Here is a 21,235-nt window from a genome sequence, read left to right on the forward strand (position 1 = left end):
TTCAACAAAATTTAGATGCGCGGGCAGCCTACCCTAATTAAGCCTAGAGGCGAGAAACATCGCTCGTCCATACTTTAAATTTTGTTAGATTTACTTGACCAAAAGAAGTTGTTAGGGCAGCATCGACGGCATCTAAGCCACGAGTCATTAAAATTCGCCCGATTCTGGGGGTGTTATGACGAGCATCGAAAGTGTACCATTGATGGTCTAAATAAACTTCAAACCAAGCACTAAAATCCATCGGTAGGGGTTGGGGAGAAATACCGATATCTCCGAGATAGCCAGAGGCATAACGGGCGGGAATATTGAGGCAACGGCAAAAAGTCAAAGCTAGATGGTTAAAATCGCGACAAACCCCCTTTCTTTCCCGATAGACATCATAGGCGGTTTTTGTCACCTGCGCGTATTCATAACCAAAACTAATGTGACTATGAACCCAATCACAAACCGCTTGTACCCTTGCCCAACCGGGGGGAGTTTGTCCGAAAAGTTCCCAGGCAATTTCCGCAAGCAAATCCACTTCACAATAACGGCTACTCATTAGGTAGGGAAAAACTTGGGTTGGTAACTCTGCTAAGGGAATTTCTTGGGCATTCCAATTAACGATGTCGGGTTTCCATTCATTCTCGATAACTGCTTCATTGTGAAGGCGAATCTGTCCGGCGGGTAAAATTAGACGACTGGTTCGATTGCCGAAACTATCTAAAAATTCTTCTATTTTTGTTGCTGGTTCCACCTGCAATTTTTCTGATTGTCTAACTTGATTTAAAATTGAGGGGTGTAGATAAAGTTTTAACAACATAACCACGGGGAAGGGGGCATCAAAGCCAAATTCATAACCAACACGGATTAACATTAGGACTCCTATCTAAATGAAATTTTGTCAGGATTGGTAGAGATGAAACACCAATAATCGCCAGACTGAAAAAAGTTAGGCCCGACTACTTAGTTAAAAGTTTGAGGAGAAAGTAATAGCCAAGCTGAAAACCGATAAGCTTAATACAGAGTTAATTTTATTGTAAACTGCTTCAACTAAAAGCTTTGTAACTTTGAACACAAGCCATCGGCAGGATTAGCTCTATCGAAAAGAGTCCGGGGTGGATTGTTCCTCTAATGGACGGATTTCAATGGGGATGTAGGCCAGTTTAGCAAAAATCTTTTGTTGATAACTGACAGGCCACCATTCGTAAAGAAAGATTTCTAAAGGTCGCCAGAGGGCCACCCAACCACTAATTAATAATCCTTCTTCTAAGAAGTGAATAAATGTATCACTGCCAAAACGACTAATTAATTCGCTGAGACTCAAACAAACAAAAAGAAAGGAGAGACCAATTAGCAAAGATATGCGTCCCTGTCGCCAAATTGTCCGTAATTTTCTTTGTTCTACCTGTTGGCGATAGTCAAAATAATTATGTAAAGCTGATGGTAACAGATGTCGGGCGGTATTCTGTTCGTTACTGGGAAGATAAAAGACTAATTTAAGGGGGGTATTGAGGGGGAATTCATCAACAGAGTTAATAATATAATTTTCGGCGTTATCGTCTAAATCTCTATCTAAGAATGGCGAAGGATCGAGAGAATTAAAGACTTGCTGTAACTGATTAAGTTTAATTTCAATTAAGTAAGTTCCTTCCTCCTGTCGATAATAGGATTGTAATTTATTTAGCAGTCTAGACATTAGTTATTAAGGTTAAGCACATGGGTTGAACTGATACAACTGAAATCTACCAATAGAAGTTAATTCATCTTGCCCATGCAGGCTGAGGATTTTACTATCTATGAGAATATTTTAGCTGTATCAGTCCCAGATCATTAATTTAATTTAGCGACCAAAACCAGCGTACCAAAAATAAGTGATCATGGGGATTACTGTAGCTAAAACCAGTAAAACTATCACCCAAATCGTGGCATTTTTATCGTCAGTTTCTTCTGCGGTAGTAAAGGTACTTTCGATATTAATTGTCGCTACTTCCGGCGGTCCGGGATCCGCTTCTCCAGAAAGTACCGCCGTTAGACGACGACTAGCATCGAGTAAAGCTTGATTATATTTTCCCCCATCTTTGAGGGGAACTGCCATAGTTTCCGAGAGGATACTATCAGCAATAGCATCGGTTAATAGGGGTTTTGCCTCCTCCCCAACTCGAATAGCAGTTTTATTGGTTAAAGTATCAAGGACGATGATAGTTTGATTAGTCCGATCTTCAGGATTAGGATACCATTCTCTCAGGATATCATCGGCTAAATTGTCAATTTTTTGACCGTAATCCAAGCGCCGGACTACTACCATTCTCACTTCCTGGCCGGTTTTTTCGGCGAGATTTTTCAGGTCTTTATTTAATTTTCCCTCGTTAGCGGCACTAATGGCCGCAACGGGATCGACTACATAAGTGGGCGCTCCGGGGCTTAAAATAGGGAGGTCATAGACTCCCATGGCAGCAGCCGGTGACAGGGAAACACCCAAGGCTATACAGCAGGAGAGAAGGAGAGAAGCTAATAATTTGAGCATATTGATTCGGTAAAATTCCTATAGAACATAATAGGGGAAAAGTTTACTGTTTTTTGATTAGGAAGACAGGAGACAGCAGATGGGAAGCTTTTTTTAGTGAAACTGATAACTGATAACTGATAACTGATAACTGATAACTGATAACTGATAACTGATAACTGATAACTGATAACTGATAACTGATAACTGATAACTGATTATGAGTGATTTTGAGGAACTAGAGCCTAAAAAACGGGAAAAAGCCCTAGAAATGCAGGCACATCGCGATAATTTGCTCTCACGGGTGACAAGATTACTAATTTCTCAAGATATCCACTTGGCGATCGATCATACCCTGGAACTGCTCTGTCAATTTACCCAGAGCGCTCACTGTTACATTATTCAATATTCCAGCTGTCGTCAGCAGTGGAGTATGGTTTATGAATACTGTCACCCCGACTATCCGCAGGTTATCCCGATTCGGGAACAATCACAAAATCTCTCGACGGAAAGCTTTCCTTGGTTTTCCAAACAATTATTAAACGGTATTCCAGTTAAACTGAACTCTTTAGACGATTTACCCCCCACTGCTATCCCTGAAAGAACTATTCTCGCTCATAGTCCTACTCCCTGCCTCTTAATCGTTCCCATGTGGGATAGTTCCGGGGTAACGGTGGGTTATCTGGGATTGGATGCCAGTGCAGAAAAGCAATGGACGAAGGAAGATGTCACCTTTGTGCGGTTGGTGGGAGAATTAATTGCGATTGCACAAAGTAGATATGAAGCGGAAAAAGAATTAAAAGAGGCTAAAGAAGCGGCGGTTAAAGCAAATAAAGCTAAAAGTGAGTTTCTAGCTAACATGAGCCACGAATTACGCACTCCTCTTAATGCTATCTTGGGTTTTACTCGCTTAATATCCCGGGATAGCAGCCTCAGCAGTGAATATCGCCAATATTTGGAAATTGTCAATCGTAGCGGGGAACATTTATTAGAGTTAATCAACGATATTCTAGAAATGTCGAAGATAGAAGCGGGAAGAACGGTTTTTAATCCCAGTAATTTCGATTTATACGCTCTTTTAGATAATATTGCCGAAATGCTACGTCCACAAGCGCAGGCAAAAGCTTTGAGCTTAATTTTTGAGCGCAGCTCCGCTCTTCCTCAATATATATGTACTGATGAAAGTAAATTGCGACAGGTGTTCATCAATCTCTTGGGTAACGGATTAAAGTTTACCGAGTCGGGAGGGGTGACTCTCCGGGTAAAAGTAGGGGATAAAACAGGAGATTATCAGCGATTGCTCTGGGAAATTGAAGATACAGGCGCAGGAATCGCCCCAGAGGAGATTTATAAGCTATTTCAACCCTTTAATCAAACGGAAACGGGACGAAAATCTCAACAGGGGACAGGATTGGGTTTACCTATCAGTAAAAAATTTGTTGAGTTGATGGGGGGTGCGATCGGAGTTAGTAGTATTCTGGGTCAAGGAAGTGTTTTTAGTTTTGATATTCAGGTGGGTTTGGTGGGGGAAAATGAGATTAAAACCGAAACCCATAGGGCAAAAGTTATCGCTTTAGCGGAAAATCAGCCTAAATATCGCATATTAGTCGTCGATGATCGACCAGAAAGCCGTTTACTGTTGCTGAAACTCCTGACTAGCCTAGGATTGTCCGTGCAAGAGGCCGCTAATGGTCAAGAAGCGATCGCAATTTGGCAAGCATGGCAACCTCATCTTATCTGGATGGATATGAGAATGCCAGTGAAAGACGGTTACGAAGCAACTAGGGAAATTCGGCAGTTAGAGGCTGATAATCGCGGAAAAACGGTGATAATTGCCCTAACTGCCAGTGCTTTTGAAGAGGATCGCGCCTTGGTTATTGCCGCCGGTTGTGATGATTTCGTGCGTAAACCTTTCCGAGAGGAAGTTATCTGGCAAAAAATGAGCGAATATCTAGGATTAAAATATATTTATGCCGATAATGAGCCAAATCAGCCCAATTATTCGCCAGTTTTCCTCGATTCCCTGCAATCCCTATTAAAATTAATCAGTCCCGCTTGGATTGGACAATTGCAACAAGCGGCGCGAGAATGTGATGATGAAAAAATTATCGCCCTAACCGCAGAAATTCCCCCCGATTATGCTACCCTTGCCCAAGGTTTACAACAGTTAGCCGGAGAATTTTCCTTTGATGCGATCGAAACCATAATTAGAGATTTAAACATATCTTAAGAGAGTATTTTATCTAGCTCTCAAAAACGTGATATTCTAAAGGCATAAATCCCTAAATATGGCAATTTTAAAGGATGAAACTGTTAAAAATGCTCATCGGTACTTGGTTAATACTACCGATTTTTTCCGTTCATGCTCAAGTCCCCTCGCTTCCCCCAATCAAGCAAAATTCCCCCAATCTTGGTGATCTACCGAATGATCCCACCCAGCAGAAAAATTGGGTTTGTAACCAAGGGGATCGACGCATTGCCGTGGCTGCCAAAGAAGTGCAAGGTTGGCAAGAATTAATTGAAAAACAAGGTTGGCAATGTGGTGAAGGAAATGCCGATATACCCGCTCAAACTCTCGGCTTTTCCTGTGAACCAGAACAAACCCTCGGCCTCTTGACAGTTTACTGGTTAAATGGTAGTAATGGTCAACAACAATTAAGCCAATGGCGAGATCAATTAGCAGCACAACAGGGGATGGTTTGTACCATTAATAACGTGCAGTTATTCGATACTCAAGAAAATATACCCAACCCATCAAAACCATGATTAAATTAGCAATTTTGCCTCAATCTATTCTCCTGGGTATCAGTTTACTATTAAATAATTCTCTGCCCTTACTTGCCCAATCTACACCCCTGAGCGTGGATAATTTAAGGAATACCGTCTATAACATTCCCAATCGGGGTTCCGTAATTGTCAGCGATGGTATTTTTCAATCCAATGAGGGACAAATTTTAGGAGTGCAAGTCAGTCGAGAAGCTTTGATGGGGGACTATAATAATGATCAAAGGACTGATGGTATTGTCGTCTTAAGAGTGATTACTAGAGATCAACAGCAATTACATTATTTAGCCCTAGTGATTGATAATAATGGTACTGCCACTAACACCGATACTGTCCTGTTAGCCGATCGAGTAATTGTCGATAATCTTAGCACTAAAGATGGTATGATCACCGTCAACATGAGAAGATTTCTCTCCCGGGATCCTTCCTGTTGTCCGTCGGGAGTCATTACCCAACAATTTGCAATCAATCCTAGTATTAATCAATTGACTTTACTGAGTACCAACGAAAGTCAACCCACCACCCCAAATGTGCAGGTAATACCTGGTTCTCCCCTGAGAATTAATAATAATAATCTCCCCTTTCAACCTCCTGCTGGGGCCATCCAAATCCGCTTTTAACCTTATTTTCGGTGCGTTACGCTATGCTAACGCACCCTACTGGATTGTTTCAGCTAATTTGGTGTATTAGAAAAATGCTATAAATTCTATAATCTAAGACTTTAAGCCGAAATCTATTGCCCTATTTTAGCTGAAACAACTCACTACTGGATTGACACAGCTAATATAGTGCATTAGCTTTTTGGCTCAAATCCTTGCTAGACTTAGATTAAGCAGTTTTACCAAGCAACATTTTAGTCGTGTCAGTCCAGTAGGGTGCGTTACACTTCTACCCTGCTATAATATAAAACATAAAAGCCTAATATCCCATCTGGTCAAAAATTACTAATGAAAACAATTATCTTGAGTGCGATAATAGTATTGATCACAGCCATATCTGTCATTGTATTATTTCATGGGGACTTTTCTCAAAATACGATAACACCGAAAGCTAATAATCAAGAATTATCAAGTAAGACGCAAACACAAAATTATGGAGGAAAGTATTTGTCTAGTGCCCAGGAAATAGGTGCTGACATAACAAACCATAACAGTGATGGATTTGACTTTGAATTATTTACCTCTAATAGATTAGCTCCTTGTATTGGCTCTGTATCAGGTAGAGCTAAATGGATAAAAAGCAATGTCGCGGAGGCTTCAATCGCAGGAGATCCGACAACACAAGAATCAAAACCTTGTAACATATCTTTTATGTTTGACAATAATAAACTAATTCTTGAAGAAAGCAATTGTAGTGGTCTTCATGGGGTGTCATGTTCGTTTAGTGGTCGGCTTTATTCCGAACAAAATCATCCTTGTGATGATGAATCCATTGTGACAAGCTATGATGGAAGAAATCCAAATTATCATTTTTATGTTGTAGAAAACGTTATTTGTTCTAAAACAAATGCAGATTGTACTAAAGACAAAGTTTTCCAAGTTATGATTTCTCAAGAACAGTTTATAGTTCCCTCTCTCTTGGATGATAAACCCGTCAAGCAATGTAGAATCAAAACTTTAACTGGTGGAAATCCAATAAGAACTACTATTGATCAGAATGATTATTCAATCACTAACTATACCCTTCCAAAACATATGTTGTATCCTGGAAAAATTACTCGACAAATCAATGAAACAACGGAATCAATTGTTGTCACTACTACAGGAGAAGGTGTAGGCAGCTATAAGTCTTTTAATGAGTGGGTTGCACCAGATATATGGGGATCTGCCGATGCACGTTTACGCACAAGGGTAATGCTGATTCTATCTAACTAAGCGAGTGGTAAGCTAAGAAGCGTTTAAATTGTGCTACCTCATTGCTGAAAATTCTTGAGACAAGCGACTTAAACCAGCTGTCTGTAACAAAAAAGCACAACTCAGATACCTTTTTACTTAACAAAAAATGCCCTACAAATATCCCATCCAACGCTGGTATATTGCCGCGACTAATCCCGAAAAAATCGCGGGGTTAGCGCGAGAAATGGGATTATCATCCTTATTAGCAACTATCTTAATTAATCGCGGTATTGATACCCCCGAATTAGCTAAAACTTATATAGATCCTGAAGCGGATACCTTACCCTCTCCCCTGGGGGAATTTCCCGACTTAGAAAAAAGTGTCAATTTATTAGTAAAAGCGATCGCCAGAGGCGATAAAATTGCTATCTGTGGGGACTACGATGCCGACGGCATGACCAGTACATCTTTACTGTTAAGAGCCTTGAGACATCTTGGCGCTAGGGTAAATCATGCCATACCCAGTCGCATGAAAGAGGGATACGGAATTAATCAGCGCATTGTCGAAGAATTTGCCGAGTCGGGAGTCGGATTGATTCTCACCGTTGATAATGGTATTTCCGCTCACGAACCGATCGCCCTAGCGATAGAATTAGGATTAAAAGTTATTATCACCGATCATCACGATCTGCCGCCAATTTTACCAAATGCCTCCGCTATTCTCAACCCGAAATTATTAACCCCTAACTCTCCCTATCAGGGATTAGCGGGGGTGGGAGTCGCCTATATTTTAGCGGTGACAACTGCCCAAAAAATGGGTAAATTACAGGGATTAACCGAGTCATTATTAGCATTATTTACCCTAGGCACTATAGCAGATTTAGCCCCATTAATCGGGGTAAATCGTCGCTGGTTAAAACGGGGTTTAAGAAAATTACCCAAATCCCAATTAGTCGGCATTCAATCCCTGATGCAAATAGCGGGAATTAGCGAGGAACAAAAGCAATTACAACCGGATGATATTGGCTTTAAATTGGGGCCGAGAATTAATGCCATTGGTAGAATTGGTGATCCCCAGATAGTTATTGAATTATTAACCACCGATGATGCCGGAATTGCCTTAGAAAGAGCGATGCAGTGCGAACAAATTAATCGTACCCGTCAAGAATTGTGCGAAAAAATTGAAGAAGAAGCGATTAAATTAGTGGAAGAAACTCCGATTCTTTGGCAAAAAGATCGAGTTTTAGTTTTAGTCGAAAAAGATTGGCATCATGGGGTAATTGGTATTGTGGCCTCCCGTTTGGTGGAACGCTACGGAGTGCCAGTTTTTATCGGTACTTACGAGGAAGAAGAGCCAGGTAAAATTCGCGGATCTGCCAGAGGAATTGAAGAATTTCACGTTTTTGAAGCTCTGCAATTTTGCCAAGATTTATTAGGAAAATTTGGCGGTCATAAAATGGCGGGTGGTTTTAGTTTACCCACAGCTAATTTACTAGCATTTAAACAAAGATTAAGTCAATTTTCTCACAAAATTTTACAAATAGAACAATTAAAACCTTTAATCAAAATTGATACTATCATTGATTTTAAACAAATAAACCTGCAACTTTTTCAGCAAATTGATAGTTTGCAACCCTGGGGAATTGGGAATGAATTACCCGTTTTTTGGACTCCTAACGTGCGAGTATTGGAACAGAAAACCATCGGAAAAAATCATTTAAAATTATTGCTGGCTCAAAGGGATGATACCAGAATTAAAGCCCTAGCTTGGCGTTGGGGTGAATATTGTCCTTTACCAACTCGTTTAGATATTGCCTATAAACTCAAAGAAAATACCTGGAATGGTAATACAACCATAGAAATTGAATTAGTGGGAGTGCGATTACCCCAAGAAAATGATAATATTAAAAAAGCAATTTTTATGCACGCAGATAAAATGTATCAATGTAGTTTTTGGGTTGATTTAAACGAGATTCGCATCAAAAATGAACAGGGCGATATTTTAGTCGTGCAGAAAGGGCAGCGCATTGGTTTATTAGGCAAAAATCGACAACAAGCGAGAGAAGTCAACGTGACTGAACCCCGTTTTTATACTTTAATTAAAGTTGCCATCAAAGCTTTGGCTATCTAGCAACACCTCCCCAAAAGCGCCTTGACGATGAACCAAACCATAGTGATCAAAATCGGTACCTCTAGTTTGACCGATAATGAAACCGGCCAATTATCCCTATCCACGATCGCCGCTTTAGTGGAAATCCTCACCCGGTTGCGCGCCGCCGGTCATCGGGTGGTATTAGTATCTTCTGGGGCCGTGGGGGTGGGCTGCCGTCGTCTGGGAATACAGGAAAGACCGAAAAAAATCGCCCTCAAACAAGCGATCGCCGCCGTCGGACAAGGTCGTCTGATGCGGATCTATGATGACCTCTTTACCAGTCTTGGTCAACCGATCGCCCAAATTTTGCTGACCCGTCCCGAATTGATGGAACGCACCTGTTATGTCAACGCCTATAATACCTTTCAGGCTTTGTTTGAATTAGGGGTAATTGCCATTGTCAACGAAAATGACACGGTGGCGATCGATGAGTTAAAATTCGGCGATAATGACACTTTATCAGCCCTTGTAGCCAGTTTAATCGAGGCTGACTGGTTATTTATCCTCACCGATGTGGATCGCCTCTACAGTGCCGATCCGCGGCTATTTCCCGAAGCGGCGGCTATTGCCCGAGTTACTCCTGCGGAATTAGCGCAACTATCGATCGATGCCGGTAGTAGTGGCAGTCAGTGGGGGACCGGGGGTATGGCGACTAAATTGGCCGCGGCCCGGATTGCCACCAGCGCCGGGGTGGAAATGGCGATTACTAGGGGACGGCAGCCCGGCAATATCTTAAAAATTATGGCAGGAGAGGCGATCGGAACCCGTTTTGAAGCACAAAAACGCAGTGATAACGCCCGCAAACGCTGGATCGCCTACGGACTAATGCCCATGGGTCAAATCTATCTCGATGCGGGGGCGATTCAAGCCATTTGTCAGGGGGGAAAATCTCTGCTCGCGGCCGGGATTACCAAAGTGGAGGGGGAATTTAGCGCCTCGGAATCGGTGCAATTGTGCGATCAAGAGGGCCGGGAAGTGGCCCGGGGAATTGTTAATTATAGTAGTGAGGAGATCGATCGAGTTAAAGGTCAACATTCCGAGCGTATTGCCAGTTTATTAGGTTATATGGCCGCAGAAACCATTATTCATCGGGATAATCTCGTCATTTTGAGTGCCTCGTCCACCACCTCGACTAATCAGGGATAATTCCGCCACCCAGAGGCGGTCCAGCCAATGCCTTAAATGTAAAGAAATGTCTCAAAAAAACAACAAATTGTTAGACAAGCAAGAGAGTTAGACTAGGGATGTCCCCCGAAGTTCAACCCTGTGAGATTATAAATAAAGCGAAACTCAAAAATGTCTTTATTGCTGTTGGGAGAAACTTAATAATGCGAGACGCGGTAACTAGCCTGATTAGAAAATACGATGTCACCGGACGTTATCTCGATCGAGATGCGATCGATAATCTTAAACAATATTTTGCCTCGGGAACTGCCCGTCTAGCTGCCGCCGCCCTCATTAACGCTAATTCGGCGGCGCTCGTGCGTGGGGCGGCGATTCGTCTATTTGAAGAAGTTCCCGAATTGATCCGCGCCGGGGGTAATGCCTACACCACCCGTCGTTATTCTGCCTGTCTGCGGGATATGGATTACTATCTCCGCTATGCCAGTTATGCCCTAGTAGCTGCTGATACTAATGTTCTAGATGAGCGGGTACTGCAAGGACTGCGGGAAACCTATAATTCCCTCGGTGTTCCCATCGGTCCGACGGTGCGCGGTATCCAAATCATGAGCGAAATGATTCAAACCATGGCTACTGAGGCGGGTATTGCCGACACCTCTTTGATTGCTGAACCCTTTGATCATCTCACTCGCGAATTAAGCGAAGTGTCTATATAATGCAGTTGTCAGTTATCGCTTATCGGTTTTGTCCGTTCAATTTTTGATGGAACTAACCCGCATCAGTACCCACTCTCAGCCTAGGGGAGTGGGGAAGGTGCAGCAAGGGGAACAGTTGATTAAAACATTGTCCAGCTTTCTTTGACCCATGACTCTCCCCTCGGATTTTCCCCTAGAACCACCGGCTACCAATAAAGATCCCCATCGTGATTATCGCGGACTCGATCGCGATAAACTCACCCCCATGTACCAGCATTATGTGGAGGTAAAAGAAACCTATCCCAATGCTCTTTTACTCTATCGTGTGGGCGATTTTTTCGAGTGTTTCTTTCAGGATGCGGTGATTATCTCCAGAGAATTAGAATTAGTTCTCACCAGCAAGGAAGGGGGTAAAGGGATTGGGAGAGTCGCCATGACCGGGGTTCCCCACCACGCCCTAGAGCGCTATAGTCGTTTATTGGTGGAAAAAGGCTATGCGGTGGCGATTTGTGACCAGGTAGAGGATTCAACGGAAGCAGCCGCCGAAAAACGACTCGTAGAACGCGCTATCACCAAGCTGCTCACCCCCGGAACCCTCACCGATGAGGGAATGTTAAACGCAAAAAAGAATAATTTTCTAGCTGCTGTGGTGATTACCGGAGAAAATTGGGGATTAGCATATTCAGACATCTCCACCGGAGAATTTTACACCACCCAAGCCAGTGATTTAACGGCTTTAAGCCTAGAATTAAGCCGTTTACAGCCCTCAGAAATCCTTTTTCCCATCAATGCCCCCGATTTAAACCGTATTTTGCGCCCCGGGGAAAAATCCGACCATCTCCCCCCCTGTTTACCCGATAGTTTTTGTTATTCTCTCCGTCCCCAAAATATCTTTACTCTCACAGAGGCGAAAAATCGTCTCCTAATCACCTATAAAATGCGTTCCCTAGAGGGGATGGGCTGCGAACATTTACCCCTTGCTATTCGCGCAGCCGGAGGCCTATTAGAATACATTGAAGATACCCAAAAAGCCAATCAAGTCCCCCTACAACCTTTAAAAACCTACTCTATCTCCGAATTTTTGATTTTAGATGGGCAAACCCGTCGCAACCTTGAAATTACCCAAACGGTGCGCGATGGTAGCTTCTATGGTTCTCTATTATGGGCGATCGATCGCACTTGTACAGCCATGGGTAGTCGCGCTTTACGTCGTTGGTTACTGCAACCGCTCTTAGATTCTCGCGGTATTCGCGCCCGTCAAGATACTATCCAAGAGTTAAAGGATAATCCCTCCTTGCGCCAAGATATTCGGCAAAAATTAAGGGAAATATACGATATAGAACGTTTAAGCGGTCGCGTTGGCGCAGGAACTGCTAACGCCCGCGATTTACTTTCCCTAGCGGCATCTTTAGTCGAATTAGCCGATTTAGCGGCTTTGGTTGCTTCGGGAAATTCGCCCTATTTGAAAGCTTTACAGCAAATTCCCGCCGATTTAGAAAAATTAGGCCAGCAGGTGATAGCGCATCTGGTGGAATCTCCTCCGCTGCATCTGAAGGAAGGGGGGGTGATTCGTGAGGGAATTGATGCCCAATTGGATGCCCTCCGGCGCGACTATCAGGAAGTAATCGATTGGTTTAAGAATCTGGAGACGACAGAGAAAGAAAGAACGGGTATTAGTAATCTTAAGGTTAATTATAACAAAACTTTTGGTTATTATATCAGTTTACCCCGCAGTAAAGCTGATTTCGCCCCAAAAGAGTATGTGCGTAAGCAAACTTTAGTCAATGAAGAACGTTATATCACCACCGAGTTAAAGGAGAAAGAAAATATAATTCTGACGGCAGTAGATGAATTAAATAAATTAGAATACGAGATTTTTAGCGATTTACGCCGTCAAGTGGCCGAATTTTCCCCAGAAATCCGGGAAGTAGCCACAAAAGTCGCCGCTTTAGATGTGTTGGCAGCATTGGCAGAAATCGCCGTTTATCAGGGATATTGTCGCCCAGAAATCGCCGATGGTCGTCTTATCGATATTAAAGATGGTCGTCATCCCGTGGTGGAACAATCCCTTGGTGCTGGCTTTTTTGTGCCAAATTCGATTAATTTGGGCAATCAGGAAGGTTTAGAATACCCCGACTTGATTATTCTCACCGGTCCCAATGCTAGTGGCAAAAGTTGTTATCTGCGACAGGTGGGATTAATTCAATTGTTGGCCCAAACCGGCAGTTTTGTCCCAGCAAAGTCGGCCAAAATCTCCATCTGCGATCGCATTTTCACCCGGGTGGGGGCTGTGGATGACCTCGCTACTGGCCAATCCACCTTTATGGTGGAAATGAACGAAACCGCCAATATTCTCAATCACGCCACAGACAGATCATTAGTATTACTAGACGAAATTGGCCGGGGGACAGCCACTTTTGACGGTTTATCCATAGCTTGGTCTGTGGCGGAGTATTTAGCCACGGTACTGCAATCGCGGACGATTTTCGCCACTCACTACCACGAACTGAACGAATTAGCTTCAATTTTAGAGAATGTGGCCAATTATCAGGTAACAGTCAAGGAATTACCCCATGAGATAGTATTTTTGCACCAAGTACGACCGGGAGGTGCGGATAAATCCTATGGTATCGAAGCGGGGAGATTAGCCGGTTTACCAGCTTCTGTGATCGATCGTGCCATGCAGGTGATGGGTCAAATCGAAAAACATAGTAAAATTGCCATCGGTTTGCGTCAAGGAATTAAGAAAATTAAACCGGTTAAGTCGGATAATTCCCCCTCTCTGCAGCAGTTAGATATTTTTGATGACAGTAAGTAGTCGTGGAAAACTCAACTTTGTGTCCTTTGTGGTTAACGAAAAGGCTGCATCTCGATTTTGCAGAAACACCGATAATCAGCAATTATCAGTGACTCTTAAACTGGTACAAATATATGAACAATCGCGTGTAAGCATCCCACCGAAAAACTAATGCGCTCCGGGGTTTGGGGGCGGCGCCACGCCCCCAACGGGGGGTTTGGGGGGTAGAACCCCCCAAAAGCTTGGATTGAGGGAAAAAATCGAAATTAACGCCCGATTTTAGAAGAGAGTTTTCCCCTTAAAAATCTTCCTTTTTCAACACTATTAAAACTGTAAAAACTTTTTAACTTGTGTCCAAAGATTGGTAAAAGACTCTTTCATTTCCTCCTTAATTTTCCAGCGTTTAAATGCCTCTTCGTAGGCAATTCCTTGATTTTGAAAAGTTTTCCAAGCGGAAAGAGAAAGAGGTAAACCCATCAGCAAAAAGATATAAATTGCCCAAGAAATTGTTCCCGCACTAATTAAATTAATGATAATAAAAAAACTATTAATAATCAGATAGCGAACGGTTTTATTTTTTAGCTCCTCGCGACGAAAGCGATCGAATTCTTGCCGCTTATAACTGAGCATTTTTGACTCTTGCCAGTCCTTTTCCGCCGCTTCTAAGTCTTTAATTTCAATGGCTAAATCGTCGGCAATTTCTAACAACTGTTGACGGGTAATTTCTCCCTTATCCCCTTGACGGGAGATAGCCAAATAGAGAATTTCCTGCACATCCTCTTGACTGTAGGATTGGGGAGGGAAAAAATCGGGGTTTGGCATAGCGATAGAGAAAGAAATAGGTTCCTTCTCTATTATGGGCGATCGATTTAGCGATTGACAGTTAGACGAGACAGGGAGTTTTTAACTGATTCATCCATGCTTCTAAATCCTGCAAAGAGCGCTCGGCATATTGACCGTAACGTTCCCGTTTATTGCGGATTTTTCTGGTAAAATTCGGCAAAATGCCAAAATTTGGCGGCATCGGTTGAAAATGTTTCGGTTCGGCACTGCTGATAAACTCAAATAATGACCCCATCATCGTTGTGGTTGGCAATGTCACCGTTTCTAATCCTAAAGCTAAACGAGCGGCATTAGTTCCCGCTAACCATCCCCCAGCAGCCGCAGCCGTATAGCCTTCCGTGCCGATTAACTGTCCTGCCGCTAATAGCGTCGGTCGCGATTTAAACTGGAGACTGGAGGATAATAACTGGGGAGAATTGATAAAGGTGTTTTTGTGCATCACCCCCATGCGGACAAATTCGGCCTTTTCTAACCCCGGAATCAGACGGAAAACCCGTGTTTGTTCACCCCATTTTAAATTAGTTTGAAATCCCACCATATTCCACAATTGCCCCGCTTTATCTTCCATTCGCAACTGTATAACTGCGTAGGGACGTTGATCCGGATATCTGGGATCCGCTAATCCCACCGGTTTCAGGGGACCAAAACGCATGGTATCCTCTCCCCGACTGGCTAATTCTTCGATTGGCAGACAAGCCTCGAAAAATTTGGCATTTTCTCGCTCAAAATCCTTTAATTCTGCTTGTTCTGCCTGTTTTAACTCTTGCCAGAAATGCAGGTATTGTTCCCGATCCATGGGACAATTGAGATAGGCGGCCTCACCTTTATCGTAACGGGAGGCCAGAAAAGCGATCGATCGATCGATCGATTCCCCTAGAATAATCGGACTAGCGGCATCAAAAAAGCTCAGATAGTCCAGACCGGCAAAATTTTGCAGATCTGCGGCTAAAGCAGCACTGGTTAACGGTCCAGTGGTTAAAACGACGATACCATCCCGGGGAATTTCCGTGATCTCCTGACGTTTTAAGGTGACTAGAGGGTGGTTAGCCAAGATTTCCGTCAAATTTCGACTAAAGACCCCTCGATCGACCGCTAAAGCCCCTCCTGCGGGGACACTGTGCTGATCGGCCTGAGCAATAACTAGAGAATTTAAGCGTCGTAATTCTTCATGGAGTAACCCGGTGGCGCGATCCACCGCCATGGCACCAAAGGAGTTACTACAGACTAATTCAGCTAAAAATTGGCTATGGTGGGCGGGACTAGAGCGAATTGGGCGCATTTCGTACAGGATCACGGGAATACCTGCTTGGGCTATCTGCCACGCCGCCTCAGTCCCCGCTAATCCTCCACCAATTACATGAATAGGGCGATCGATCATAGTTGGGAGAAAATGGCTAGAGTAGGATTATTTTAGCGTTAGTTCCGAGTCACCAAAAAATAGGGCCAGCCTAGGGCGATCGCATAAAGATTGGGGCTGATCACAAACTCAGGTTATAATCAAGGAAGGGATAGAATATTATATTTTATCTCGTCACGGTTTTTGCTTTCGAGAAGGTGGCAACACCGCCCCACTTTCTCACCATCTCCATCCAGATGGGTTAGTTAGCGGTTTGACTTCTATGAACACCAATTATCTTGAGGAATACCAAAAATACCTAGCCGAATGGCAGAAAATGCTTCTGTCCGCTTGGGGTAATGGTCTTCCCTCGACTACACCAGTGTTTGAGTTTCCGGAAACTTTGGTTAAATCCCTCGAATATCAACAAGAATGGGTGAAATCCTACCTAACCGCCCAAGAAACCGCCACCAAAGTTGCCCTCGATAGTCAGAAACAATTCTGGGATAGTTATTTCGGTTTTGCTCGTCAGTCCATGGCTGTAATCAATAAACCAGCTTAATTAGGTATCAATTGGCTAGATAGTTCGATTGGTGACTTAACTTCCCTTAAAAAATAAAATACCTCAAATACAATCCCCTCTGGCTCTGTATTTGAGGCTTTTTTGGGTTTTATTACCTTTAGGCAATTAGGGAATTTTGGGGTTTAGCAAAAATCATCCGTCCGGCCGAGGTTTGCAGTGCAGATGTCACCACTACCCGCAATTCTCCCCCCAGATAATCTTTTCCTTCCTCTACCACTACCATCGTGCCATCTTCTAGATAACCGATGCCTTGGGTGGGTTCTTTTCCTGCTTTGAGAATTTTCAGATCCAAAGTATCCCCGGGCAAGTAGATCGGGCGTACTGCTTGGGCGAGATCGTTGACATTCAAGATGGTGACTTTTTGCAGATTGGCCACTTTACTGAGATTATAATCGTTAGTGAGCAAGGTGGCGTTAATTTCTTGGGCAAGATGGACCAATTTAGCATCTACGGTGCTAATATCTTCATAATCGGCCGGATGAATGATAATGCGCTCGGGGAATTCTTGCTGCATCCGGTTTAAGATGTCTAATCCTCGTCTTCCTCTGACTCGTTTTTGGTCGTTACTGCCATCCGCTAACTGTTGCAATTCCTGAAGGATAAATTGGGGAATGAGTATCTGTCCCTCGATAAATCCCGTGTCTAACAATTGTTCGATACGACCATCGATAATACAACTGGTGTCCACAACTTTGGTGGCGGCCGCTTGCAGGGTTCCTTCTGCCACTAAAATTGATTCCATACTATTGGGGTTAATCAGACGCAAAAAAGTGCGACCGTGGGTATCAGCTAAACTAACCCCCAGATAGGAAAACATAACACTGCCTAAAATGGCGATTATCGGCTTAACAAACGAGAATTCTCTGGGAATCGGTAGGAAGAAAATCGGAGCTAAGATCAGATTCGCAATTAACAAACCGATAACTAGACCGACGGAACGGGTTAAAATAACTTCGATCGGAGTTTGTCGTACTTGGGTTTCTAGACGACGATAGGTAGTTTGGGCAACTAAACCAAGGGCTAAACCAATAATTGAGGCAAAACCCGCCGATAACCAGCGTAAAGCTTCAATATTGCTGATTTGCGACTGGACAGTAACCGGCAGCAAGTCCACACCACTATAACCAATACTGGCAATAGCGAAGACGAATAGTAAAATTATGACTGCATCAAGCATGGGGATAATACCAGAGGGGATAGAGGGGAATGACGGTAGAAAATAATGAGTATGGATACTTTTACATTATATCCGTGGGACTCTCCTAATTTGTGTCGGGAAAGTTGCCTCCATTCTAGGAGATGTTCTCCCCAGCCATAATACATCTTAACGAAGATAAAGGAAATTACAGTAGGAGACTCCGAGACAGGAGATTATTTTTCTTTATTACAACTATTTCAAATTAATTATATGTTATAATGGGGGGCTAACTAATTTTTTGGGAAAAATTAGTTATTGAGTACATTAGTGCTAAATAAAAACTTGCAGTTTAACTTTTAACTCAAAACTCTGGAGATATGCTTTAATTTGTGGTAGTGATTTTATTGTCGTGTTGATAGCTCAAACCTTGTCTAATTGGGCATTGTCGTCATGGATAAAGTACCAAAGGGCTCCCCAACGTGATTTTCCATTTTTTTAGAGAACGATAGACTCTCTCTCAGCAACCGAGCAATCCGTTGACGGTAATGATTGGGTAGTGGTGGCGTAGCCCTCTTGCTTACCTGGTATGAATTGTGTAAAATATTTATTAATAAAAATAATTGGAACCCGATCAATCTTTAAACCTCTAGCTTGATCGGTTCTTCGGTTTGTCTTATGCAATGTCTGTCTCTATAAGGGGTTCATTCCTTATAGAGACAGACATTGCCACAATTTTTGTCAATTGTTTGCGATCCAGAGCGAACTAATCAATTAAATCTCTTGCCAGATAAGGATTTAGTCGATTTATGCCCCCCCTATCGAACCATACCAAGTAACGAAGAGCCAAAATTACCAGCCACTGGAAATTATGAAATAATTGTAGGGGGAACTCGCGGCAATGCCACCTATAAATTAAATGTTAAAATTCAATAAATAGCGGTAGGGGTTGCCGGGTAAAAGCATCTCAATTATGCTTGACAAAAGGCTCTCAGCACAGCCATCCTCTAGTTATTATACAAATTAGATCAGCTTACCCTACCCTCTCCGGCGCTCCCCCCGCCAGCATTTTTGGGGATTAATCCCCTTCCTCTAGCCATTTTTGCCAGAGATCCGGACGACGTTCCTTAGTGCGATCGAGTTGTTGTTGATAGCGCCAATCGGCGATATCCTGATGATTACCTGAGCGCAAAACCGGCGGTACTTGCCAACCGCGAAAGACCGGGGGCCGGGTATATTGGGGATAATCCAATAAACCCGCCTCAAAACTCTCCAATTTCAACGATTCTGCCTTACCTACCGTCCCGGGTAACAACCGCGTCACCCCGTTAATAATGGCCAAAGCAGGGATTTCCCCACAAGTTAGGACAAAATCCCCTAAAGATACCTCTCTAGTCACCAAATGCTCACAAACCCGCTCATCTACCCCTTCATAATGCCCACAGATGAGAATTAACTGCCGATAACTACCGGCCCAAGTTTTCAGTAAAGCTTGATTGAGCGGTTCCCCCTGGGGAGTCATCAGCACGATCTCCCGGGGTGGTAAAATTGCTAAGGACTCGATCGCCTCAAAAATTGGCTCTGGTTTTAATAACATTCCCACACCACCACCGTAGGGTTCATCATCGACGCGACGGTGTTTATCGTGGGCAAAATCCCGGAGATTGACCAAATTTACCCTAGCGATGTCGCGTTCGAGAGCTTTTGCCAACAACCCCGACTGCAGCGGTGAGGTAAAAAAATCGGGAAAGAGAGTAATGATGTCAAACTGCACGGGGAAAATTCAGGCCTAGACTGGAATAGTGTTAAATGTATCATTTTGTCACGGATCGAGCGGTTAAAATCTTGCTAATTTTGCGCTAGTCTATCTCGATAACATGATAGACTATGCTGTACTGTCTAGGGGTTTTTCTGGCTCTAGCTTGAGTGATCGAAGTCTAGCCTAGACTTAAAGTTAACTAACAGTCCGTCATTGCCAGTGGATCGAAGAAAATTGCTAAAATCGCCTCTACTATTGCTTGATGTCCCCAAAAATATTCCTAAACCGCATTTTTTTCCGTCAACCGTTCAGGGAAAATAACATCAAGATACCTGTCCATCTTCCCGAAAAACCTTCCATCCCTAAAAATGTCTATTCGTTCAGTGACATGATCATCGAGCTAGAAACCCAACACCACCAAAATCCTACCCCCGTATCTCTCAAAACGGCGATTTTAGTCATTGGAGGTGCCGAGGATAAAGTCCACGGTAAAGAGATACTGCACACCTTTTGGAATCGCGCCGGGGGTAGCGAAGCAGTGATCGCTATTGTTCCCTCCGCTTCCAGAGAACCGGTGTTAATCGGCGATCGCTATCAGAAGATTTTCGAGGAAATGGGGGCAAAATACGTCAAAGTTATCGATATTCGCGATCGGGTGCAGGGAGAAGACCCCCAATTTCAAGCCTACATCGAAGAATGTACGGGTGTATTTATGACCGGAGGCGACCAGCTGCGTTTATGCGGTTTGCTCTCCGATACCCCCCTGATGGAAAGGATCAGACAAAGAGTGCAACAGGGAGAACTGACCCTGGCCGGAACTAGCGCCGGGGCTGCCGTTATGGGTCATCACATGATTGCTGGGGGCAGCAGCGGGGAAGCACCCAATCGGGCCCTAGTGGATATGGCCATGGGATTAGGTCTCATTCCTGAAGTCATTGTCGATCAACACTTCCACAATCGCAACCGCATGGCTCGGTTAATGAGCGCTATCTCCGGTTATCCCGAACGTTTAGGAATTGGCATCGATGAGGATACCTGCGCTATGTTTGAACGAGATGGCACGATGACGGTAATCGGCTGCGGTACAGTGACGGTAATTGATGCCAGGGAAATGTCTCACACCAACCACCATCACGTCACCGCTAACGAACCCCTGAGTCTGCATAATCTGCGGGTGCATATTCTCTCCTACGGTGATGGCTATCATCTCAAAAAACACCAAGTGATCGCTAAATTAGGGTAAAAAAACTCCTGAAAAACTGTTCATAGTGAACAGTTTACCCATCTCGGAAAACCAGACAATAAACAACGGCTTCTTTGTGCTTCTCAACAGCGAACATCAGCTATATCGTCACTAACCCCGCCCTAAAAGGGACGGGGCTTGCCTAGACCAATTTAGGCGACGCAAGTAGAGACTACCGCATCGAGACACAATCTGGCACAGACTTCCGAATACTTCCCTAGTTCGGATTCCCTCTCAGCTTTATTGGTAAAGCGTTGTTAGACAAGACATCTTGATTGTGTTGCGGAAAGGGACTTTAACTTCACTCTTAAGGATTATCTCCATGGCAAGAGTTCCTGTTATCTCAAAAGACGGAAAACCGTTGATGCCCACTAAACCCAGTCGGGCCAGGCGGTGGATTAAAGAAGGAAAAGCTATCGGTAAATTCAACGACTTAGATATTTTCTATGTCCAGCTAACCGATGAA

19 protein-coding genes and 1 pseudogene are annotated in these 21,235 nt (G+C 43.6%); 12 read left to right on the forward strand and 8 right to left on the reverse strand.

Translation table 11 applies throughout. From position 1 onward, the window contains the following. Positions 1 to 43: 43 nt before the first annotated feature. The 3 genes from ACE1AQ_RS12575 to psb32 form a co-directional block, all read right to left on the reverse strand. Positions 44 to 856: a transglutaminase family protein gene (locus tag ACE1AQ_RS12575; RefSeq protein ID WP_008206219.1), complete on the reverse strand. Its 813-nt coding sequence runs from the start codon at positions 854 to 856 to the stop codon at positions 44 to 46. A gap of 222 nt (positions 857 to 1,078) precedes the next feature. Next, the gene (locus ACE1AQ_RS12580) at positions 1,079 to 1,678 is read right to left on the reverse strand and encodes a hypothetical protein (protein WP_008206221.1); all 600 of its coding nucleotides are present in this window, start codon (positions 1,676 to 1,678) and stop codon (positions 1,079 to 1,081) included. A gap of 144 nt (positions 1,679 to 1,822) precedes the next feature. Further along, positions 1,823 to 2,506: a photosystem II repair protein Psb32 gene (gene psb32, locus ACE1AQ_RS12585; protein WP_008206222.1), complete on the reverse strand. Its 684-nt coding sequence runs from the start codon at positions 2,504 to 2,506 to the stop codon at positions 1,823 to 1,825. A 199-nt stretch (positions 2,507 to 2,705) separates the two neighbouring features. Here psb32 and ACE1AQ_RS12590 point away from each other — a divergent pair, with 199 nt between their 5' ends. From ACE1AQ_RS12590 to mutS, 8 genes are all read left to right on the forward strand, one after another. Beyond that, on the forward strand, positions 2,706 to 4,715 hold the full coding sequence (locus ACE1AQ_RS12590; RefSeq protein WP_008206225.1) for an ATP-binding protein: 2,010 nt from the start codon (positions 2,706 to 2,708) through the stop codon (positions 4,713 to 4,715). A gap of 74 nt (positions 4,716 to 4,789) precedes the next feature. Next, positions 4,790 to 5,251: a hypothetical protein gene (locus ACE1AQ_RS12595; RefSeq protein WP_008206228.1), complete on the forward strand. Its 462-nt coding sequence runs from the start codon at positions 4,790 to 4,792 to the stop codon at positions 5,249 to 5,251. After that, positions 5,248 to 5,889, forward strand: a complete 642-nt coding sequence (locus tag ACE1AQ_RS12600; protein ID WP_106909202.1) for a hypothetical protein — start codon at positions 5,248 to 5,250, stop codon at positions 5,887 to 5,889. Before ACE1AQ_RS12595 ends, ACE1AQ_RS12600 begins: the two co-directional genes overlap by 4 nt. Positions 5,890 to 6,216: 327 nt before the next feature. Continuing rightward, positions 6,217 to 7,143 (forward strand): hypothetical protein, encoded by a 927-nt coding sequence (locus ACE1AQ_RS12605; RefSeq protein ID WP_110543059.1) that lies wholly within the window; start codon positions 6,217 to 6,219, stop codon positions 7,141 to 7,143. A 127-nt stretch (positions 7,144 to 7,270) separates the two neighbouring features. Beyond that, complete coding sequence (gene recJ, locus ACE1AQ_RS12610; protein WP_110543056.1) at positions 7,271 to 9,235, forward strand: single-stranded-DNA-specific exonuclease RecJ; 1,965 nt, start codon at positions 7,271 to 7,273, stop codon at positions 9,233 to 9,235. 27 nt (positions 9,236 to 9,262) lie between these two features. Continuing rightward, on the forward strand, positions 9,263 to 10,402 hold the full coding sequence (gene proB / locus ACE1AQ_RS12615) for a glutamate 5-kinase (RefSeq protein ID WP_008206236.1): 1,140 nt from the start codon (positions 9,263 to 9,265) through the stop codon (positions 10,400 to 10,402). A 98-nt stretch (positions 10,403 to 10,500) separates the two neighbouring features. Then, positions 10,501 to 11,094 carry an allophycocyanin subunit beta gene (gene apcB, locus ACE1AQ_RS12620; RefSeq protein ID WP_004266814.1) on the forward strand — a complete coding sequence of 198 codons (594 nt, stop codon included), beginning with the start codon at positions 10,501 to 10,503 and terminating at the stop codon, positions 11,092 to 11,094. A gap of 148 nt (positions 11,095 to 11,242) precedes the next feature. Beyond that, positions 11,243 to 13,891, forward strand: a complete 2,649-nt coding sequence (gene mutS / locus ACE1AQ_RS12625) for a DNA mismatch repair protein MutS (protein ID WP_110543054.1) — start codon at positions 11,243 to 11,245, stop codon at positions 13,889 to 13,891. 303 nt (positions 13,892 to 14,194) lie between these two features. Here the strand turns inward: mutS and ACE1AQ_RS12630 are convergent, their stop codons facing one another. Then, positions 14,195 to 14,692 carry a 2TM domain-containing protein gene (locus ACE1AQ_RS12630; protein ID WP_110543050.1) on the reverse strand — a complete coding sequence of 166 codons (498 nt, stop codon included), beginning with the start codon at positions 14,690 to 14,692 and terminating at the stop codon, positions 14,195 to 14,197. A 61-nt stretch (positions 14,693 to 14,753) separates the two neighbouring features. Then, a complete protein-coding gene (trmFO, locus tag ACE1AQ_RS12635) occupies positions 14,754 to 16,091 on the reverse strand; it encodes an FADH(2)-oxidizing methylenetetrahydrofolate--tRNA-(uracil(54)-C(5))-methyltransferase TrmFO (protein ID WP_108936711.1) in 1,338 nt (445 codons plus the stop codon). Positions 16,092 to 16,332: 241 nt separating this feature from the next. Between trmFO and ACE1AQ_RS12640 the strand changes: the two genes are divergently transcribed. Continuing rightward, positions 16,333 to 16,611, forward strand: a complete 279-nt coding sequence (locus tag ACE1AQ_RS12640) for a hypothetical protein (protein ID WP_002778592.1) — start codon at positions 16,333 to 16,335, stop codon at positions 16,609 to 16,611. 118 nt (positions 16,612 to 16,729) lie between these two features. Here ACE1AQ_RS12640 and ACE1AQ_RS12645 read toward each other — a convergent pair whose 3' ends face one another. Together ACE1AQ_RS12645 and ACE1AQ_RS12650 are read right to left on the reverse strand one after the other, a co-directional pair. Continuing rightward, entirely contained in the window at positions 16,730 to 17,809 is a 1,080-nt protein-coding gene (locus tag ACE1AQ_RS12645; protein WP_061433121.1) for a PIN/TRAM domain-containing protein, read from the reverse strand. Positions 17,810 to 18,190: 381 nt separating this feature from the next. Then, positions 18,191 to 18,312 (reverse strand): annotated as a pseudogene (locus ACE1AQ_RS12650) (IS1 family transposase); the annotation flags it as partial. A 193-nt stretch (positions 18,313 to 18,505) separates the two neighbouring features. On the opposite strand from ACE1AQ_RS12650, the gene ACE1AQ_RS12655 reads away from it, so the two are divergent. Continuing rightward, positions 18,506 to 18,703: a hypothetical protein gene (locus ACE1AQ_RS12655; protein ID WP_071989087.1), complete on the forward strand. Its 198-nt coding sequence runs from the start codon at positions 18,506 to 18,508 to the stop codon at positions 18,701 to 18,703. 142 nt (positions 18,704 to 18,845) lie between these two features. Here ACE1AQ_RS12655 and trmD read toward each other — a convergent pair whose 3' ends face one another. Further along, positions 18,846 to 19,541 carry a tRNA (guanosine(37)-N1)-methyltransferase TrmD gene (trmD, locus tag ACE1AQ_RS12660; protein ID WP_008206252.1) on the reverse strand — a complete coding sequence of 232 codons (696 nt, stop codon included), beginning with the start codon at positions 19,539 to 19,541 and terminating at the stop codon, positions 18,846 to 18,848. A gap of 373 nt (positions 19,542 to 19,914) precedes the next feature. On the opposite strand from trmD, the gene ACE1AQ_RS12665 reads away from it, so the two are divergent. After that, positions 19,915 to 20,769 carry a cyanophycinase gene (locus tag ACE1AQ_RS12665; RefSeq protein WP_039900553.1) on the forward strand — a complete coding sequence of 285 codons (855 nt, stop codon included), beginning with the start codon at positions 19,915 to 19,917 and terminating at the stop codon, positions 20,767 to 20,769. Positions 20,770 to 21,091: 322 nt separating this feature from the next. Beyond that, positions 21,092 to 21,235 (forward strand): RRXRR domain-containing protein (locus tag ACE1AQ_RS12670; protein WP_374807877.1); only part of this gene is annotated, 144 nt, incomplete at its 3' end.

This window comes from Microcystis sp. BLCC-F209 (assembly GCF_041928595.1).
Taxonomy (GTDB): Bacteria; Cyanobacteriota; Cyanobacteriia; order Cyanobacteriales; family Microcystaceae; genus Microcystis.

Bases quoted from the DNA above. Each gene is read 5' to 3' on its own strand.
- ACE1AQ_RS12575 (WP_008206219.1), bottom strand. From the start codon at position 856: ATGTTAATCCGTGTTGGTTATGAATTTGGCTTTGATGCCCCCTTCCCC.
- ACE1AQ_RS12605 (WP_110543059.1), top strand. From the start codon at position 6,217: ATGAAAACAATTATCTTGAGTGCGATAATAGTATTGATCACAGCCATA.
- ACE1AQ_RS12590 (WP_008206225.1), top strand. From the start codon at position 2,706: ATGAGTGATTTTGAGGAACTAGAGCCTAAAAAACGGGAAAAAGCCCTA.
- proB (WP_008206236.1), top strand. From the start codon at position 9,263: ATGAACCAAACCATAGTGATCAAAATCGGTACCTCTAGTTTGACCGAT.
- psb32 (WP_008206222.1), bottom strand. From the start codon at position 2,506: ATGCTCAAATTATTAGCTTCTCTCCTTCTCTCCTGCTGTATAGCCTTG.
- apcB (WP_004266814.1), top strand. From the start codon at position 10,501: ATGTCCCCCGAAGTTCAACCCTGTGAGATTATAAATAAAGCGAAACTC.
- trmFO (WP_108936711.1), bottom strand. From the start codon at position 16,091: ATGATCGATCGCCCTATTCATGTAATTGGTGGAGGATTAGCGGGGACT.
- ACE1AQ_RS12640 (WP_002778592.1), top strand. From the start codon at position 16,333: ATGAACACCAATTATCTTGAGGAATACCAAAAATACCTAGCCGAATGG.
- recJ (WP_110543056.1), top strand. From the start codon at position 7,271: ATGCCCTACAAATATCCCATCCAACGCTGGTATATTGCCGCGACTAAT.
- ACE1AQ_RS12645 (WP_061433121.1), bottom strand. From the start codon at position 17,809: ATGCTTGATGCAGTCATAATTTTACTATTCGTCTTCGCTATTGCCAGT.
- mutS (WP_110543054.1), top strand. From the start codon at position 11,243: ATGACTCTCCCCTCGGATTTTCCCCTAGAACCACCGGCTACCAATAAA.
- ACE1AQ_RS12665 (WP_039900553.1), top strand. From the start codon at position 19,915: ATGATCATCGAGCTAGAAACCCAACACCACCAAAATCCTACCCCCGTA.
- ACE1AQ_RS12600 (WP_106909202.1), top strand. From the start codon at position 5,248: ATGATTAAATTAGCAATTTTGCCTCAATCTATTCTCCTGGGTATCAGT.
- ACE1AQ_RS12630 (WP_110543050.1), bottom strand. From the start codon at position 14,692: ATGCCAAACCCCGATTTTTTCCCTCCCCAATCCTACAGTCAAGAGGAT.
- ACE1AQ_RS12580 (WP_008206221.1), bottom strand. From the start codon at position 1,678: ATGTCTAGACTGCTAAATAAATTACAATCCTATTATCGACAGGAGGAA.
- ACE1AQ_RS12595 (WP_008206228.1), top strand. From the start codon at position 4,790: ATGAAACTGTTAAAAATGCTCATCGGTACTTGGTTAATACTACCGATT.